The following is a 15,769-nucleotide window of genomic DNA, read 5'->3' as shown; positions in this document are numbered from 1 at the left end:
TTATTTAACCCCTTTGCCCGTTGCGGTCAGCATCGGCAGATCCAGTTTCGCCTCATGGGCGCAGTTGATGGCAATCTCGTAGCCTGCGTCGGCGTGACGCATCACACCTGTGGCCGGGTCGTTGCGCAGCACCCTACCGACGCGCCTGGCGGCGTCATCGGTGCCGTCACATACGATCACCACGCCCGAGTGCTGGGAGAAGCCCATGCCCACACCGCCACCGTGGTGCAGCGACACCCAGGTCGCACCGCCGGCGGTGTTGAGCAGGGCGTTGAGCAGCGGCCAGTCGGAGACGGCATCGGAGCCATCCATCATCGACTCTGTCTCGCGGTTCGGGCTGGCCACAGAGCCGGAGTCCAGGTGATCCCGACCTATGACCACGGGCGCCTTCAGCTCGCCATTTTTCACCATCTCGTTGAAAGCCAGGCCCAGGCGTACCCGATCCTTGACCCCGACCCAGCAGATCCGCGCCGGCAGGCCCTGGAAGGCGATGCGCTCGCGGGCCATGTCGAGCCAGTTGTGCAGGTGGGGATCGTCCGGGATCAACTCCTTGACCTTCTGATCCGTCTTGTAGATGTCTTCCGGATCGCCGGACAGCGCCACCCAGCGGAAGGGGCCTATCCCCTCGCAGAACAGCGGACGGATATAGGCGGGCACGAAACCGGGGAAGTCGAACGCATTCTTGACCCCCTCCTCCAGCGCCATCTGGCGGATGTTGTTGCCGTAATCCAGCGTGGCTGCGCCACGGGATTGCAGGGTCAGCATGGCTTCCACCTGGCGGGCCATGGAGTGACGAGCGGCCTGGTTCACCTCCTGGGGCGCGGATTTTTGCAGCGCGCGCCACTGGGCCACGCTCCAGCCCTGGGGCAGGTAGCCATGGATAGGGTCGTGGGCCGAGGTCTGGTCGGTCACCACGTCCGGCGTGATGCCGCGGGCCACCAGTTCGGCAAAGACATCGGCAGCGTTGCCGAGCAGGCCGACGGAGACAGCGGTGCCGTTGCGTTTGGCCTCCTCGACCATGGCCAGCGCCTCATCCAGGCTGTGGGCCTTCTTGTCGACGTAGCGGGTCTTGAGACGGAAATCGATGCGGGTCTCGTCGCACTCGACGGCGATCATGGAGAAGCCGGCCATGGTGGCGGCCAGCGGCTGGGCGCCGCCCATGCCACCCAGACCGCCGGTCAGGATCCAGCGGCCCGCAGGTTCGCCGTTGAAGTGCTGGTTGGCCACCGCGAAGAAGGTCTCGTAAGTGCCCTGCACTATCCCTTGAGTGCCTATGTAGATCCAGGAGCCGGCCGTCATCTGGCCGTACATCATGAGGCCTTTCTTATCCAGCTCGTTGAAGTGCTCCCAGTTGGCCCAGTGTGGCACCAGGTTGGAGTTGGCGATCAGCACCCGAGGCGCATCCTTGTGAGTCTGGAACACCCCGACCGGCTTGCCGGATTGCACCAGCAGGGTCTCGTCTTCCTCGAGCCGGGTCAGCACCTCGACTATCTTGTCGTAGCAGGCCCAGTTGCGGGCGGCGCGGCCGATACCGCCATACACCACCAGGGATTGGGGATGCTCGGCTACTTCCGGATCCAGGTTGTTCATCAGCATCCGCAGCGGCGCCTCTGTGAGCCAGCTCTTCGCGGTCAACGCGGTACCACGGGGGGCACGGATGACCCGGCTCGGATCCTGACGGGGATCCAGGTGTTGCTCAGACATACACACTCCTTGTTTTATCAATGCAGCAGCATGGCGACCTGCCCTCGGCAGAGCGCTACTTGGTTAACTGATGGACCAGCCGGGCGGCCACGCGGGCGCTGCGGTTATCCTGATCCAGGTTCGGGTTGTACTCGGCCAGATCGGCGAGCCGCAGCTTGCCGCTGGCTCGGATATGGGCAATCAGGGGTTCGATGACCGCCAGCTCGACACCGCGGGCGGCGGGGGCGCTCACCCCCGGCATGACGGCGCCGGGCAGCACGTCGAGATCGATCGTCAGATAAAGGTGATCACAACGGGCGATAAAGGCATCCAGCCCGTTTAGAAGCTCTGGCAGTGCGGCCTGGGTCATGGCCTCGTCCAGCGCATACCAGACCCCCAGTTCATCGGCGCGGGCAAACAGCGCCTGGGTATTGGCTGTCTCGGCCACCCCGAGGCAGGCGTAATGAAACCCTGTGCCTTGGGCGGCGCACTGCTCGGCGATCTGGAAGAAGGGGGTGCCCGAGCTGGCCTGCTCCACCTTGCGACGCAGATCGAAGTGGGCATCGAAGTTGATGATGCCGACCCGACCCTGACCGGCCAGATGGCGGTTGAGGCCGCTCCAGCTGCCGAACGCCACCTCGTGACCGCCCCCCAGCACCAGCGGGAAGTGACCCTCATCCAGCAGGCTCGCCACCCGCTCGGCCAACCGGCCGTGGGCGGCATCGAGATCGCCGTCGTCACAGCACAGATCGCCGCTATCAAAGACGGGACGGGTCAGATGCCAGGCACTGTTGGCCAGCAGCTTGCGGATCGCCAGCGGTGCGCCGGCCGCCCCCGTGCGCCCCTTGTTGCGGCGCACCCCCTCGTCGCAGGCAAAGCCCACCAGGGCGACGCCGGGTTCGGCTGTTCCGATCAGCGGCCAGGCCTGCACCTTGTCGTGCCAGCGCAAGGCAAGCTCGCCATCTTCCGGATCCTGGCGCCCCTGCCAAACCGACATATGGGGCAGGCTGAACTTATCCATGCAGCGTCTCCTCGCCATTGACGATACGGCTCACCAGCTGATCGACGCCGATGAGGTAACTGAGCTCGGCCGGGTGCCCGCAGTTCCAGACCAGGAAGTCCGCCAACATGCCCACTCTCAACTGCCCCAAACGCTCCTGCTCGCCGAGCGCGCGGGCGGCGTTGCGGGTCACCCCGACCATGGCCTCGACCGGGGTCAGACCGAACAGGGTACAGGCCATGTTCATGGCCATCCGCAGGGAGACGATGGGGGCCGTGCCCGGGTTGATGTCGGAGGAGACCGCCATGGGCACGTGGGCCTTGCGCAGGGCGGCGACCGGGGGCAGCCTGGTCTCTTTCAGGAAATAAAACGCGGTGGGCAGCAGGGTGGCGACCACGCCACGGTGGGCCAGCGCCTGGATCCCTTCCTGATCCAGATGTTCCAGATGATCCACCGAGAGGGCGCCAAAGTTGGCGGCGAGCGCACTGCCCCCCAGGTTGGAGAGCTGTTCCATGTGGCCCTTCACCGCCAGACCGTATTGATCCGCAGCCAGATAGACCTGCTCGGTCTGGGCCAGCGAGAAGCCGATGTGCTCGCAGAAGACGTCCACCGCATCGGCCAGGCCCGCCTCGGCGGCCGCCGGAATGATCTCCTGACAGATGGTCTCGACCCAGGAGTCGGGATCGTCGCGATATTCGGGCGGCACCGCATGGGCCGCCAGCAGGGTGGTCTTGACCCGGATCGGCAGCGCCTCTCCAAGCCTGCGGGCAACCCGCAGCATCTTGAGCTCGTCATCCAGCGTGAGGCCGTAGCCGGACTTGATCTCCACAGTGGTGACCCCTTCCCGGATCAGGGATTTGAGCCGCGGCAGTGCCAGCTCAAACAGCTGATCCTCGCTGGCGGCACGGGTGGCCCTTACCGTGCTGAGGATGCCGCCACCCTTGCGGGCGATCTCGGCATAGGGCACCCCTTTCTGGCGCAGTTCAAACTCTTCGGCCCGGCTGCCGGCGAAGATCAGATGGGTGTGACAGTCGATGAGGCCGGGGGTCACCAGCTTGCCCTTCATCTCCTGCCAATGGGCGGGATAAGGGCCCTTGAGATCCTGCATGGGCACCAGGGCGTGGATCTTGCCTTCATGCACGCCGAGGGCGTGGGGCTCCAGCAGACCGTAGTCAGCCAGATCGGGGCGCAGGGTGGCGGGTGTCACGTTGAGCCAGACCCGCTCGCAGTTCAACAGTTCCTTGTTCATACCGACCTCTAAATGTATATACATTAATTTATATCCGATCTCTGGCAGGAAAGAAAGGATCAAATTCACATCTTGATAACAGCGCTGTAATTAGAGTTTAAACACAAAAAAGCCCACCATGAGGTGGGCTCTGTTAAAAACAATATGTATATACAATCAACTGAGGCTGGTCTTGGAACTCAGCTTGTAGCGGGAACCCGGCGAGAGCAGGCGGGCGTAGGAGACCAGGTAACCTTCCGACCAGGTACGGCGGTGCAGCAACAGGCAGGGGGTATCGACCCGCACCTGCAGCAGACCGGCCTCACCGGCGCTCGGCAGCACGGCTTCCACCACGTGCTCCATCTCGGAGAGGGGACAGACCTCCATCAGATAGCGGTTCGGCGTCTGCTGGGTGAAGTCCTGCCCGCCGTAATCCGGCAGGCGCTCGGCATCGACGAAGCGCTCCTCCAGCTGCAGCGGCTCCCCATCGGCCTGATGGACGATGAGGCTGTGGAAGATGGGGGCGCCGACCCGCAACCCGAGCTGGACCGCCACCTTCTCGTCGGCGGCCTGGCGTTGCAGCCGGATCACCCGGGCGCTGTACTCGCTGCCGCGCTCGGCGATCTCGTCGGCTATGTTGCGAATGGCCAGCAAGGGAGACTCGGTGCGCCTGTCCGCCACGAAGCTGCCGGAACCAGCGGTGCGTACCAGCCAGCCCTCGGCCACCAGCTCACGCAGCGCCTTGTTGACCGTCATCCGGCTCACGGTGAACAGCTCGCACAGGGCGGCCTCGGTCGGGATCCTGTCCCCCGCCTGATAGTGGCGTTCGCGGATCCCGTCCAGGATGTGCTGCTTGATCTGAAGATAGAGGGCTGGCGCCAACGGCAGGTTCCTCAGCGACGGCGGTGGGGCGGACGCATGTCCGGCCAGGCGCGATAAACATCGGGGATCTGATCCGGCCCGCTGATGCAGAGATCCAGATCGTGCAGCAGACCGTCCTTGATGCCATAGATCCAGCCGTGCACCGCCAGCTCCTGCCCCTTGCGCCAGGCATTCTGGATGATGGTGGTGTGGCAGACGTTGGCCACCTGCTCGGCCACGTTCAGCTCGCACAGGTAATCGAAACGCTCGTGCTCATCTTCGATGGCATCCAGCTGTTCGCGATACTTGAAGTAGACATCCTTGATGTTGCGCAGCCAGTTGTCGATGAGCCCCAGCTCCTGGTTCTGCATCGCCGCCTTGACGCCACCGCAGCCATAGTGGCCGCAGATGATGATGTGCTTCACCTTGAGCACCTCGACCGCGTATTGCAGAACCGAGAGGCAGTTGAAATCGGTGTGCACCACCAGGTTGGCGACGTTGCGGTGGACGAACACATCCCCCGGCAGCAAGCCCATCAGCTGGTTGGCGGGAACCCGGCTGTCGGAGCAACCGATCCAGAGGTATTCGGGGGCCTGCTGGGCGGAGAGGGTAGCGAAGAAATTCGGGTCCTCGGCCTTGATCCGTTCCGCCCACTCGCGGTTGTTGGTAAACAGGTCGTTCAACAGTTTCACTATCTGCTCTCCCTACTGTGGCAGTGGCGGCAACATAACATAGACAAGGGTAACCAAGGCAAGGCCGACCAGATGCTCGTGAAACAAAAACAGGGCCATCAGGCCCTGTTTTTGTGAGGGAGGCATCAGGCCTCCATGGCGTCTTTCAGCTTCTTGAGTGCGTTTTTCTCAAGCTGACGCACCCGCTCGGCAGAGACACCATAGGTGTCGGCCAGCTCCTGCAGGGTGGTCTTGCTGTCATCATCGAGCCAGCGGGCGCGGATGATGTGCTGACTGCGCTCATCCAGAGTGGCGAGGGCCGAGCTCAGGCGACGGGTCGCATGGTCATCCCAGTTGTCATTCTCTATGGTGGCCGCCAGATCGGACGACTTGTCTTCCAGATAATGAACCGGGGCGAAGCCACCTTCATCTTCATCATCACCGACCAGATCGAACGCCTGATCGTAGTTGCTCATGCGTGCTTCCATCTCGGTCACATCGGTCGGGGAGACCCCCAACTCGGCGGCGACGGCCTGCACTTCATCGTGGCTGAACCAGCCCAGACGCTTCTTGGATTTGCGCAGGTTGAAGAACAGCTTGCGCTGGGCCTTGGTGGTCGCCACCTTGACCATGCGCCAGTTGCGCAGGACATATTCGTGGATCTCGGCCTTGATCCAGTGCACGGCGAAGGAGACGAGTCGCACCCCGACAGTCGGGTCGAAGCGCTTGACGGCCTTCATCAGGCCGATATTGCCTTCCTGCACCAGGTCAGCCTGGGGCAGACCGTAACCGGCATAACTCTTGGCGACGTGAACGACAAAACGCAGATGCGACATGACCAGCTGACGGGCAGCCTCGAGATCGCCGCCCTGCTGCAAACGCTCAGCCAGCTCACGCTCTTCCTCTGCGGTCAGCACAGGAATCGAGTTAACTGCCTGGATATAGCCTTCCAGACTACCTTGCGGAATCAGAGCCATAGTGCGCTGCAATGAAGTTCCCATGTTCTACCTCTTTCTTTTCAATCGAATCAGTCTAACACCCTGAGAGGGTCTGTCTACTGACCGGACGCCATTCTGCGGCCTGTATCAAACATCATAGTGAGCATGTCTGAACCGGGGTTATCTTAGGCCGGCAGGATGAATCATGAATGAACAGTCAAAAAAAGGGGGTCACAATCAAGGACCCCCGAAAAGTAGCATGCTAAGTCCATTGTTGCGGAGCTCGCAACCTTCACATGCTTGCCAAGTCAGACGAGCAAGGCAGAGGGGCCACACCCGTATAAGTTCTTCAGCACTTGTAGACTGCTTATAAATCAGAAGGTTCACAGGATCCAGAGAAGATCCCGAAGATCGGTACCGTTCAGATTACTCTCAGAACGCTGGCCGTGCCAGAAACGGCCCCTCTTTTACTTGATCCGTGTCTCAAAATCCAGCGCTTTAAAACGCTGATAAATCAATCAGGATGGTTCTATGTCGCGAATGTGGCGATGGACCGAGAACCAGGAGGCGATCAGCCCCAGCAGAGCCCCCAGCAGAATCAGATTAATCCCATCCACCGCCCCCATGCCGACCAGCCGGAAATTGCTGTTATACAAGCCCGCCAGCTCCTTTACCACACCCTCGCTCCAGATCACCATCACCTCGGTCAGCCACCAGGCCAGCATGCCGCCGATGACCCCGAACCAGATGCCGGTATAAAGGAAAGGACGGTGAATGAAGGCATCGGTCGCCCCCACCAGCTTGAGCACTTCGATCTCGGATCGCTGGTTGAGTATGTTGAGGCGCAGGGTATTGCCGACGATCAGCAGCACGGCGGAAAGCAGCAGCACGGCTATGCCGGTAATGGTGTGGCGCAACAGGTTCATGATCCCCTGCAAGCGGGTCAGCCACTGCAGATCCAGCTTGCCCTGTTCGACGCCATCCTCGTTGTTCAGCTTGTTGAGCAGCTCGGCGGCCCCTTCCGGATTCTGCCAGCGGGGATCGGGAATAACGCTCAGCACAGGCGGCAGCGGGTTGCTGTCGAGGTAGTCAAGCGCATCGCCGAAACCGGAGATCTCGCGAAACTCCTTGAGCGCCTCATCCCGGCTCATGTAGGTGACGGACTCCACCTCGGGATAGAGCAGGATCCGCTGCTTCATGTCGAGAATGCTCTGCTCGGGCAGATCCTTGCGCAGATAAAGGGAGATCTGGGAACTGGTCTGCCAGCTCCCCTCCACCACCTCGGCATTTTTCAGCAGCACGTGAAAGCAGGAGGGCAGCGCCAGGCTGACGCCAAGCACCGCCAGCGTCATCAGGGAGGCGAGCGGATTGCGCCACAGCTCGCCCAGACTAGAGAAGGCCTGACGGGCGTGGTCGACCCAGTACATCATGAACCGGCGCAGCGGCGGTTGTTTATGACGAACGATAGCCATCAGAGCATCTCCCCTGGCAAGTGGCTGACGGGCAAGCGGGCATGATCCTCACCCCACGCCAGCATAAAGCGGCACTGTGGTGGCTGCTTGTGGCGGAAAATAGCCATCAGAGCTCCTCCCCTGCCGAATACATGCGCCCCGCCTTGAGGGTCAGGGTGCGATAGCGCATGCGGGCGATCAGCCCCAGATCGTGGGTGGCAATCAGCACGGAAACGCCGAAGCGGTTGAACTCCTCGAACAGCCGCATGATATCCATGGAGAGCTGGGGATCCAGGTTGCCGGTCGGTTCATCCGCCAGCAGCAGCGGCGGCTTGTTGACGATGGCGCGGGCGATGCCGACCCGCTGCTGTTCACCACCTGAGAGCATGCGCGGCTGGTAGCGCTCCTTGCCGAGCAGCCCCACCTTGTCCAGCGCCGCCGCTACTCGCTTGTTGATGTCGGCATGGCTGTAACCGTCGATCACCAGCGGCAGTGCCACGTTGTCGAACACGGTTCTGTCCATCAGCAGCCGGTGATCCTGAAAGATCATGCCGATCTGGCGCCGCACATAGGGGATATCTCCCCGCTTGATATGACTGACATCGTCGCCGTGGAAGAAGACACGCCCGTCGGTCGGCCGCTCCATCACACTGATGAGCTTCAAGAGGGTACTCTTGCCCGCCCCTGAGTGCCCGGTCAGGAAGGCCATCTCCCCCTTGCGCAGGTGAAAGCTGACCTTCTGCAACGCCTGATGGCCGCCGCTGTATACCTTGCTGACCTTATCGAAACGAATCATAACGGATCCCTGACAGTGACAAGCCCCGACCTGGGTCGGGGCATGTGGCGCTTACCATGGCGCCTGAGCTTACTCATCGCGACTGAACAGTGCCTCGATAAAGTCGTTGGCGACGAAGGGGCGCAGATCGTCGATCCCCTCGCCCACCCCGATATAGCGGATCGGGATCTGGAACTTGTCGGCCACCGCGAAGATGACGCCGCCCTTGGCGGTCCCGTCCAGCTTGGTGAGGACGATACCGTCCAGCCCCACCGCCTCGCTGAACAGCTTGGCCTGGCTGAGGGCGTTCTGGCCTGTGCCCGCATCCAGGGTCAGCATGACCTCGTGGGGCGCCTCTTCATCCAGCTTCTTCATCACCCGCACCACCTTCTTGAGCTCTTCCATCAGGTTGCTCTTGTTCTGCAGGCGGCCGGCGGTGTCGGCAATCAGTACGTCGGCCCCGCGCGAGCGGGCAGCCTCGATGGCATCATAGATGACGGAGGCAGAATCGGCGCCGGTATGCTGGGCGATCACTGGGATGTTGTTGCGCTGACCCCATACCTGCAGCTGCTCGACCGCAGCGGCACGGAAGGTATCGCCGGCGGCCAGCATGACGCTCTTGCCTTCGGCCTGGAACTGCTTGGCCAGCTTGCCAATGGTGGTGGTCTTGCCGACACCGTTCACGCCCACCATCAGGATCACGTAGGGCTTCTTGCTGGTGTCGATCACCAGCGGCTGCTCGACCTGGGCCAGCATGGCACCCATGTCCTGCTTGAGCAGACCGTAGAGCGCCTCGGCATCCTTGAGCTGCTTGCGATCCGCATGCTGCACCAGGCCATCTATGATGCGGCGCGTGGTATCGACCCCCAGATCGGCGGTCAGCAGCTGGGTCTCCAGCTCTTCGAACAGCTCATCGTCGATCTTCTTGCCACTGAACAGGCCGAAGAAGCCGGAGCCAATATTCTCCTTGGTGCGCACCAGACTGCGCTTGAGGCGGGCAAAGAAGCCCTCCCGCTGCGGCTTGTCCTGGGTATCGTCATCCACCTTGGCGGCCAGCGGCAAGGCAGCCAGTGCGGCGGCCTCAGCTTCCATCTCGGCGACCAGGCGAAGATCTTCCGCTCTCTGGGCTTCTTTGGCGATACGGGCGGCTTCGGCAGCCTGTGCCTCGGCGGCGATACGGGCAGCTTCGGCAGCTTGTGCCTCGGCGGCGATACGAGCGGCTTCTGCAGCCTGCGCCTCGGCGGCGATGCGGGCGGCTTCGGCAGCCTGTGCCTCGGCAGCGATACGGGCAGCTTCCGCAGCTTGCGTCTCGGCGGCGATGCGAGCGGCTTCGGCAGCTTGTGCCTCGGCGGCGATACGGGCAGCTTCGGCAGTTTGCGCCTCGGCGGCGATACGGGCAGCTTCGGCAGCCTGTGCCTCGGCAGCGACATGGGCGGCTTCGGCAGCCTGTGCCTCGGCGGCAATACGAGCAGCTTCGGCAGCCTCTGCCTCGGCAGCGATACGGGCGGCTTCGGTAGCCTCGGCCTCGGCACTCTCCTGCTCGATCAGCAGTTCATTGACGATGACGGGCTCCAGCTCGGAGGCACACTCTTCCACCACCAGCGGACCCGCGTCCAGATCGGTGGGGGCACAGCAATCGTCATCGTGCGCAGCGCCAGCGGGCAGGAGATCATTCTGTGCGCTGACGGGCAATTCAGTGGGCACTACCGGCGTAGTATCGGAAACGGGGTGAGCAACGACCTCAGGCTCAACGATAATGGGGGTGGCTTGGGGTGTCTGTGGTTGGACAGCCTCAGCCTCTTCTTTCTTGCGGCCGAAACCCAGCCAGGAAAACAAACCTTTTGCCATCTAAAAAATACTCACTTCGTTGGCTGACTGCTAAGATAGCCGTCCCTCGGCGGGTCGGCATAAAAATGAACCGCCTTATACTACCACTTTATTTTCTGACGACGAAACGCGATGCCCAGAGTGAAATCCAGCCATAACAGCCCGAGCAAGAGCCCAGCCCCACAGGGGAAATCAGGCTTTGTCAGAATCATCAGCGGCCAGTGGCGAGGCCGCAAATTGCCGGTCAAGGATGTGGAGGGGCTCAGACCCACCACGGATCGCGTCAAGGAGACCATCTTCAACTGGCTGGCCCCTCATGTCCGTGGCACCCGCTGTCTGGACCTGTTCGCCGGCAGCGGCGGCCTGGGGCTGGAGGCGCTGTCGCGCTATGCCGAACAGGTGACCCTGATCGAGATGGACAAGGGCGCCGCCGACCAGATCAAGAAGAATCTGGCCGCCCTCGGCAGCAATCAGGGCCAGGTGATCCAGTCCGATGCCGTCAGCTGGCTGCAAGGCCCGGCCACGCCGTTCGATCTGGTGTTCCTCGATCCGCCGTTTCGGCGCGAGCTGCTGCCTCAGGTATGCGAACTGCTGGAGCAGCGCGGCTGGCTGGCACCGGATGCCCTCATCTATCTGGAGCGGGAGAAGGAGATGGCCGATCTGCCGCTGCCAGCCAGCTGGCAACTACTCAAGGACAAACAGGCAGGCCAAGTCTGCTATCAACTCTATCTGCGGGAGGTAAACGATGAAGCGGGTATTTAATCTGTTGGCGATGGGGCTGATCCTGTTCTTCTGGTTCGGCGTGCTGGTCAGTCTGCTCGCCCCCCTGCCAGGCAAGCTCAACGGTTTTCTGCCGGTGTGCGGCGTGATAGTGATCCTGATGCACTGGGTGCAGGCCAGCATGGTCAAGGCCGCCTGCAAACCCTACTTCGCGGTGAGCCGGCTCGAATTCGTCCAGGTGCTGGTGTTCGGCGTGTTTGGCATGGTGGAGATCCGGGCTCGACTGCAGGCCATAGTGGACGCCAAGCAGCGCGGCACAGACAACAAAGCCGGATAAACCCGGCTCTGTCATGATTTATCAGGAAGGAGTGCGCGTCACTCCTTCTCTTTTTTCCCCACGCTGATGCCCAGCTTGATCGACAGCACGGCCAGCAGCAGCAACATCATGATGAGCGAGAAGAAGTTGCTGCCAAGCTCGGGGTACTGCACCTTGACCAGCGCCGAGTGGCCGAAGCCGCCGATGAAGAGGCAGAGCAGCATGCAGAGCGGGGTATTGCCCTCCAGCGAGACGTGACGATAGTGCTGGTAGAGCTGATAGGCCGCCAGCACCAGGGCAATCATGGGGAAGAAGGAGAAGGGGATCACCGACTCGGTCAGCACCGACAGGGAGGCATCCCCACAGATGCCGATGAGCAGGGCCAGCAGCAGGGGTTTCTTCGGGATCGGATTCTGATCATGCATAGAAGTGTCCATCCTTTGACTTAAGAGAGAGGTTGGCGGCGCTTCTGGTTCTGAACCTCGGCGCCCATGGCGATCATGCGCAGCTGGCTTATGGTGCGATCGGACAGGGCCCGGCACTCTTCGCTGGTCATGTCGAGGGCATCGGCACCGGCGCTGAAGACGATGGTCACCATGGCTTCGGCCTGGATGTAGGCCTCTTCCCTCGGCGCCCCCGTGGTAGCTTCGAGGTAATCGGTCAGCTCGGCGATGAAGTGCTGTATCTCCCGCGCCACCGCCTGCCGAAATGCCGCCGAGGTACCGGAACGCTCACGCAGCAGCAGCCGGAAGATGTTCGGGTTGTTCTCGACGAACTCCATGAAGGTCTGCACCGAGGTGCTGATGACGCTGCCGCCACCGGCGATACGCTGACGCGCCTGGCGCATCAGCTGGCGCAGGGTCAGGCCCCCTTCATCCACCAGAGTCAGCCCCAGCTCCTCCATGTCGCGAAAGTGACGATAGAAAGAGGTCGGCGCTATGCCCGCCTCCCGCGCCACTTCCCGCAGGCTGAGGTTGGAAAAGCTGCGATTGGCGCACAGTTGGCTGAACGCCGCATCGATCAGAGTACGCCGGGTTTTTTCTTTTTGTTGCGCGCGAATACCCACGAAAACAGTCACCTTCAGGTTATCGAGGCCAAATGATAACCCGAAGGCCGAGCCGGGATCAGGTTTGTCTCCTACTTTTTTACCATTGACCCGAATTCTGGCTGCGTGGAGAATGGCGCACAGCTGTTCGCTGAAAGGAACCGAGTGAGATGGAACGCCCCCCGATCATCATGACCAATACCCTGCTGTTTGCCCTCTCCGGGCTGACCGCACTGATAGCCGTGCCCTGGTACGGCATGACCCATGGCTATGACCTCTGGCAGTGGAGCTGCTTCCTGCTGCTGTTCTGTTACAGCGGCATCTCCATCACCGCCGGCTACCACCGCCTCTGGTCGCACAAGGCCTACAAGGCCCACCCTATCCTGCAGTGGATCTTCGCCATCGGCGGGGCCCTCGCCTTGCAGAACTCGGCCCAGCACTGGTCTTCCGATCACCGTCGCCACCATCGCCACGTGGATGACAACCTGAAGGATCCCTACAGCGCGGGTCGCGGCTTCTGGTACTCCCACATCGGCTGGATGCTGCGCGAGTACCAGCGCGATATCTACAACGATTACAGCAACGTGCGGGATCTGCAGAACAACCCCGTCGTCGTCTTCCAGCACAAACACTATCTGGCGCTGACCCTGGCTACCAACATTGGCATCCCGCTGCTGCTGGGGCTTGTCCACGGCGATCTGCTCGGCATGCTGCTGCTGGCCGGGGTGCTGCGCATGGTGATGACCCACCACACCACCTTCTTCATCAACTCCCTGGCCCACATCTGGGGCAGCCAGCCGTTTACCGACCGCAACACGGCGCGGGACAACGGCATCCTGGCCTTCTTCACCTTCGGCGAGGGTTATCACAACTTCCACCACCTGTTCGAAAACGACTATCGCAACGGCATCCACTGGTGGCAGTTCGATCCCACCAAGTGGCTGATCCGCAGCGCCTCCTGGTGCGGGCTGACCCGGGATCTGAGATCCTGTCCGGAAGAGCTGATCGAACAGGCCAGACTGGAGATGCAGCTCAAGCGGGCGCAGGCCAAGTTGCGCAAGCAGGAAGACAGGGAGTTGTGGCAGGCGCTGTTGCAGGAGGAGTACGACAAGCTGAGCCAGCAGTTGCAGCACTACTACGCCAGCCGCAAACGCCTGCTGGAACAACGCAAGCGCAAGGCACTGGCCCGCTATGACAAGTTGAAGCTGCAGCTGGAGTATCGCAACCTGCACGATGGCTTCGTTGCCAGCAAGCGCAACTGGAGCCGGCTGCTGGCGGGCATCGCCTGACCATGAGCCGTCGGGCTGAACAGAGAAAAAGACCGCCAACCGGCGGTCTTTTTCTGGGCGCCGCTCCGTCAGCGGGCCATAAAAAATGGGGTGACATTTCCATGTCACCCCCTCGCAAATAGCATGTTCCATATTGGAATCCGGTCCTGTCGGGTGCCTGTCCTGTTTCCTGAGTTTCCGCTACCCATCCGAAGCAGGCGCCTGCTGGAGCAATCCAACCGGCCAGTGCCCTTCACGACCCTCTTCCGCACGGCAGACAAGCCACCGTGTTTGTCCTTGCAACTGAAATATTACGCAGTTGAATAAAATAAAAAACCGTTTTATTCAGTGGAGTATGCAAGTGACTGGGCGCTCCCAGGATTCCTACATCTGAACAAACTGATTAAAAACAATACGATAAAGAAATTCATCGCCTTTGGATGGCAAACGTTATCCTCGAAGGCGCACAAGGCTTTGCGAGATCTCGCACAAGAAATGACCCGCTCACAACCAGCGCTGCAGCGGCAGCCAGTCGCTCACCCTGGCCAGCAGTCGACGCAGGGTCGACTGTGGCGCGGCAACGGAATGGGACGACCGCTGCTGCCACCCCGCCAGCCACAGCTGCAATTCGGCGCAGAGCGCGGGGCACGCCAGGTGCAGCATCAGCTCGGTGTTGAGCATCAGGGAGCGGGGATCCAGATTGAAGCTGCCGAGCAGCGCCTCTTCCTCCCCGATCAGGATCAGCTTGGCGTGCAGGCTGAGCGCCTCCCCCTCCAGCTCCGACAGGGCGATGCCCTGCCGTATCAGCCAGGGGCGATGACGCCGGTAGGCGCCATACACCAGGGGCACGTCCGTGCTGGCCAGGGAGTTGGTAAGAATCTCTATGCTCACCCCCGCCTGGCGCTGTTGCCTCAGTCGACGGCGCAGCCCCCGAGTCAGGATCAGGTAAGGGCTCACCAACTTCAGGCTCCCCAGGTTGTCGGCCAGCTTGCGCCAGAGCAGGGGCGCCGTGGTCGGCCTCGACACCAGCCCCTTGCCGGGCCGGTCGAACCACACCTCGGCCTCTCCCGGATACCAGTTCAGGGCAACAGGCTCGGCGTCAAACAGGCTGGCGGGCAGATCATAGACGGCCGCCACCTGCGGCTCGGTCAGGGTGAGCAGAAAGTCGTTCACCGCCGTCACCTCGGCCCGCAGCAAGGGGCGACGCAGCAGACGGCGGATCGGGTGACTCCAGCGGCTGCGCCAGAATTGATCGAAGCCCTGCTCGGCCTGCTGGCAGAGCGGGCCACGGCAGGCGAGATCCAGGTCGACGAATCGGGGCGTACCGCCCAGCCCGAAGTAGCGGTCACCTATGTTGCGGCCGCCGATCACCGCCTGGCTGCCATCCACCAGCAACAACTTGTTGTGCATGCGGTGATTGATGCGGCGAAAGCTGAACATCCCCTCCAGCAGCAGAGTCAGCGGACGCCAACCCCGCAGCCAGAAGGGGTTGAACAGCCGCACCTCTATGCCGGGCTGATGGGCCACCATCTCCAGGAAGCGGTTGTCGCCGGCATAGAGGTCGTCGATGAGCAGTTGTACCCGTACTCCGCGCCGGGCCGCATGCAGCAACTCGGACAACAGCAGCTTGCCGCTGCTGTCCTCATCCCAGCTGTAGTATTGGGCCTGGATCCGGCAGCGGGCGCTGCGGATCAGCTGGCAGCGCACCTTGAGCGCCAGCTCGGGTTGATCAATCAGTGCAAATTCGCCGGGGATCATGGCGTCATCTGCCTGTCATGGGGAAATGGCATAACGCTGGCTACAGGCCTCGTTGGAATGTGGATGAAGGAATTTACCATGGAACTCACGGATCGCCCCGCCATCAGCCATCGACCGCAAGCCAGTCAGCCGGATCCCTCGCCGACCGGCCAGCTGGCCCCCTGGTATCTGCAGCACAGGGATCAGGGTTGGGAACCCTTTGCGCCACCCGCCCAGCCTGTCTAGACG

Annotated in this window: 16 protein-coding genes; 4 read left to right on the top strand and 12 right to left on the bottom strand. The window is 61.9% G+C overall.

The window, feature by feature from the left end; all coding sequences use genetic code 11:
• From hutU to ftsY, 9 genes are all read right to left on the bottom strand, one after another.
• Positions 1-1,704, bottom strand: coding sequence for a urocanate hydratase (gene hutU / locus AACQ95_RS00215; protein ID WP_241280103.1), 1,704 nt, complete (start codon positions 1,702-1,704; stop codon positions 1-3).
• 55 nt (positions 1,705-1,759) lie between these two features.
• Entirely contained in the window at positions 1,760-2,704 is a 945-nt protein-coding gene (hutG, locus tag AACQ95_RS00210; RefSeq protein WP_241280101.1) for a formimidoylglutamase, read from the bottom strand.
• Positions 2,697-3,932: an imidazolonepropionase gene (hutI, locus tag AACQ95_RS00205; protein WP_241280099.1), complete on the bottom strand. Its 1,236-nt coding sequence runs from the start codon at positions 3,930-3,932 to the stop codon at positions 2,697-2,699. Before hutI ends, hutG begins: the two co-directional genes overlap by 8 nt.
• Positions 3,933-4,088: 156 nt before the next feature.
• Positions 4,089-4,793 (bottom strand): histidine utilization repressor, encoded by a 705-nt coding sequence (hutC, locus tag AACQ95_RS00200; protein WP_098980993.1) that lies wholly within the window; start codon positions 4,791-4,793, stop codon positions 4,089-4,091.
• A gap of 11 nt (positions 4,794-4,804) precedes the next feature.
• Positions 4,805-5,464, bottom strand: coding sequence for a carbonate dehydratase (gene can, locus AACQ95_RS00195; RefSeq protein WP_042868573.1), 660 nt, complete (start codon positions 5,462-5,464; stop codon positions 4,805-4,807).
• Positions 5,465-5,589: 125 nt separating this feature from the next.
• On the bottom strand, positions 5,590-6,444 hold the full coding sequence (gene rpoH, locus AACQ95_RS00190) for an RNA polymerase sigma factor RpoH (protein ID WP_011899178.1): 855 nt from the start codon (positions 6,442-6,444) through the stop codon (positions 5,590-5,592).
• A 455-nt stretch (positions 6,445-6,899) separates the two neighbouring features.
• Positions 6,900-7,853 (bottom strand): permease-like cell division protein FtsX, encoded by a 954-nt coding sequence (gene ftsX, locus AACQ95_RS00185; protein WP_042868569.1) that lies wholly within the window; start codon positions 7,851-7,853, stop codon positions 6,900-6,902.
• A 106-nt stretch (positions 7,854-7,959) separates the two neighbouring features.
• Entirely contained in the window at positions 7,960-8,628 is a 669-nt protein-coding gene (ftsE, locus tag AACQ95_RS00180; protein ID WP_043139753.1) for a cell division ATP-binding protein FtsE, read from the bottom strand.
• 69 nt (positions 8,629-8,697) lie between these two features.
• Complete coding sequence (ftsY, locus tag AACQ95_RS00175; protein WP_241280097.1) at positions 8,698-10,455, bottom strand: signal recognition particle-docking protein FtsY; 1,758 nt, start codon at positions 10,453-10,455, stop codon at positions 8,698-8,700.
• 111 nt (positions 10,456-10,566) lie between these two features.
• Here ftsY and rsmD point away from each other — a divergent pair, with 111 nt between their 5' ends.
• Together rsmD and AACQ95_RS00165 are read left to right on the top strand one after the other, a co-directional pair.
• On the top strand, positions 10,567-11,196 hold the full coding sequence (gene rsmD / locus AACQ95_RS00170; RefSeq protein ID WP_241280095.1) for a 16S rRNA (guanine(966)-N(2))-methyltransferase RsmD: 630 nt from the start codon (positions 10,567-10,569) through the stop codon (positions 11,194-11,196).
• A complete protein-coding gene (locus AACQ95_RS00165) occupies positions 11,180-11,491 on the top strand; it encodes a DUF1145 domain-containing protein (protein ID WP_043139760.1) in 312 nt (103 codons plus the stop codon). The genes rsmD and AACQ95_RS00165 overlap by 17 nt, the downstream gene beginning before the upstream one ends.
• Before the next feature lie 38 nt (positions 11,492-11,529).
• On the opposite strand, the gene AACQ95_RS00160 is transcribed toward AACQ95_RS00165, so the two are convergent.
• Positions 11,530-11,895, bottom strand: a complete 366-nt coding sequence (locus AACQ95_RS00160) for a YijD family membrane protein (protein ID WP_122974306.1) — start codon at positions 11,893-11,895, stop codon at positions 11,530-11,532.
• 20 nt (positions 11,896-11,915) lie between these two features.
• Positions 11,916-12,536 (bottom strand): HTH-type transcriptional repressor FabR, encoded by a 621-nt coding sequence (gene fabR / locus AACQ95_RS00155; RefSeq protein ID WP_043139764.1) that lies wholly within the window; start codon positions 12,534-12,536, stop codon positions 11,916-11,918.
• A 149-nt stretch (positions 12,537-12,685) separates the two neighbouring features.
• Here fabR and AACQ95_RS00150 point away from each other — a divergent pair, with 149 nt between their 5' ends.
• Complete coding sequence (locus tag AACQ95_RS00150; protein WP_043557047.1) at positions 12,686-13,804, top strand: fatty acid desaturase; 1,119 nt, start codon at positions 12,686-12,688, stop codon at positions 13,802-13,804.
• 483 nt (positions 13,805-14,287) lie between these two features.
• Here the strand turns inward: AACQ95_RS00150 and AACQ95_RS00145 are convergent, their stop codons facing one another.
• Entirely contained in the window at positions 14,288-15,541 is a 1,254-nt protein-coding gene (locus tag AACQ95_RS00145) for a phospholipase D family protein (protein WP_241280093.1), read from the bottom strand.
• A gap of 78 nt (positions 15,542-15,619) precedes the next feature.
• Here AACQ95_RS00145 and AACQ95_RS00140 point away from each other — a divergent pair, with 78 nt between their 5' ends.
• The gene (locus AACQ95_RS00140; RefSeq protein WP_167336115.1) at positions 15,620-15,766 is read left to right on the top strand and encodes a hypothetical protein; all 147 of its coding nucleotides are present in this window, start codon (positions 15,620-15,622) and stop codon (positions 15,764-15,766) included.
• Positions 15,767-15,769: the final 3 nt, after the last annotated feature.

Origin of the sequence: Aeromonas sp. MR19, from assembly GCF_963899305.1 — a bacterium.
GTDB classification, from domain to species: Bacteria; Pseudomonadota; Gammaproteobacteria; order Enterobacterales; family Aeromonadaceae; genus Aeromonas; species Aeromonas bestiarum.
This window is presented reverse-complemented; position numbering and strand designations above follow the sequence as displayed.

Bases quoted from the DNA above. Each gene is read 5' to 3' on its own strand.
- hutU (WP_241280103.1), bottom strand. From the start codon at position 1,704: ATGTCTGAGCAACACCTGGATCCCCGTCAGGATCCGAGCCGGGTCATC.
- hutG (WP_241280101.1), bottom strand. From the start codon at position 2,704: ATGGATAAGTTCAGCCTGCCCCATATGTCGGTTTGGCAGGGGCGCCAG.
- hutI (WP_241280099.1), bottom strand. From the start codon at position 3,932: ATGAACAAGGAACTGTTGAACTGCGAGCGGGTCTGGCTCAACGTGACA.
- rpoH (WP_011899178.1), bottom strand. From the start codon at position 6,444: ATGGGAACTTCATTGCAGCGCACTATGGCTCTGATTCCGCAAGGTAGT.
- ftsX (WP_042868569.1), bottom strand. From the start codon at position 7,853: ATGGCTATCGTTCGTCATAAACAACCGCCGCTGCGCCGGTTCATGATG.
- ftsE (WP_043139753.1), bottom strand. From the start codon at position 8,628: ATGATTCGTTTCGATAAGGTCAGCAAGGTATACAGCGGCGGCCATCAG.
- ftsY (WP_241280097.1), bottom strand. From the start codon at position 10,455: ATGGCAAAAGGTTTGTTTTCCTGGCTGGGTTTCGGCCGCAAGAAAGAA.
- rsmD (WP_241280095.1), top strand. From the start codon at position 10,567: ATGCCCAGAGTGAAATCCAGCCATAACAGCCCGAGCAAGAGCCCAGCC.
- AACQ95_RS00165 (WP_043139760.1), top strand. From the start codon at position 11,180: ATGAAGCGGGTATTTAATCTGTTGGCGATGGGGCTGATCCTGTTCTTC.
- AACQ95_RS00160 (WP_122974306.1), bottom strand. From the start codon at position 11,895: ATGCATGATCAGAATCCGATCCCGAAGAAACCCCTGCTGCTGGCCCTG.
- AACQ95_RS00150 (WP_043557047.1), top strand. From the start codon at position 12,686: ATGGAACGCCCCCCGATCATCATGACCAATACCCTGCTGTTTGCCCTC.
- AACQ95_RS00145 (WP_241280093.1), bottom strand. From the start codon at position 15,541: ATGATCCCCGGCGAATTTGCACTGATTGATCAACCCGAGCTGGCGCTC.
- AACQ95_RS00140 (WP_167336115.1), top strand. From the start codon at position 15,620: ATGGAACTCACGGATCGCCCCGCCATCAGCCATCGACCGCAAGCCAGT.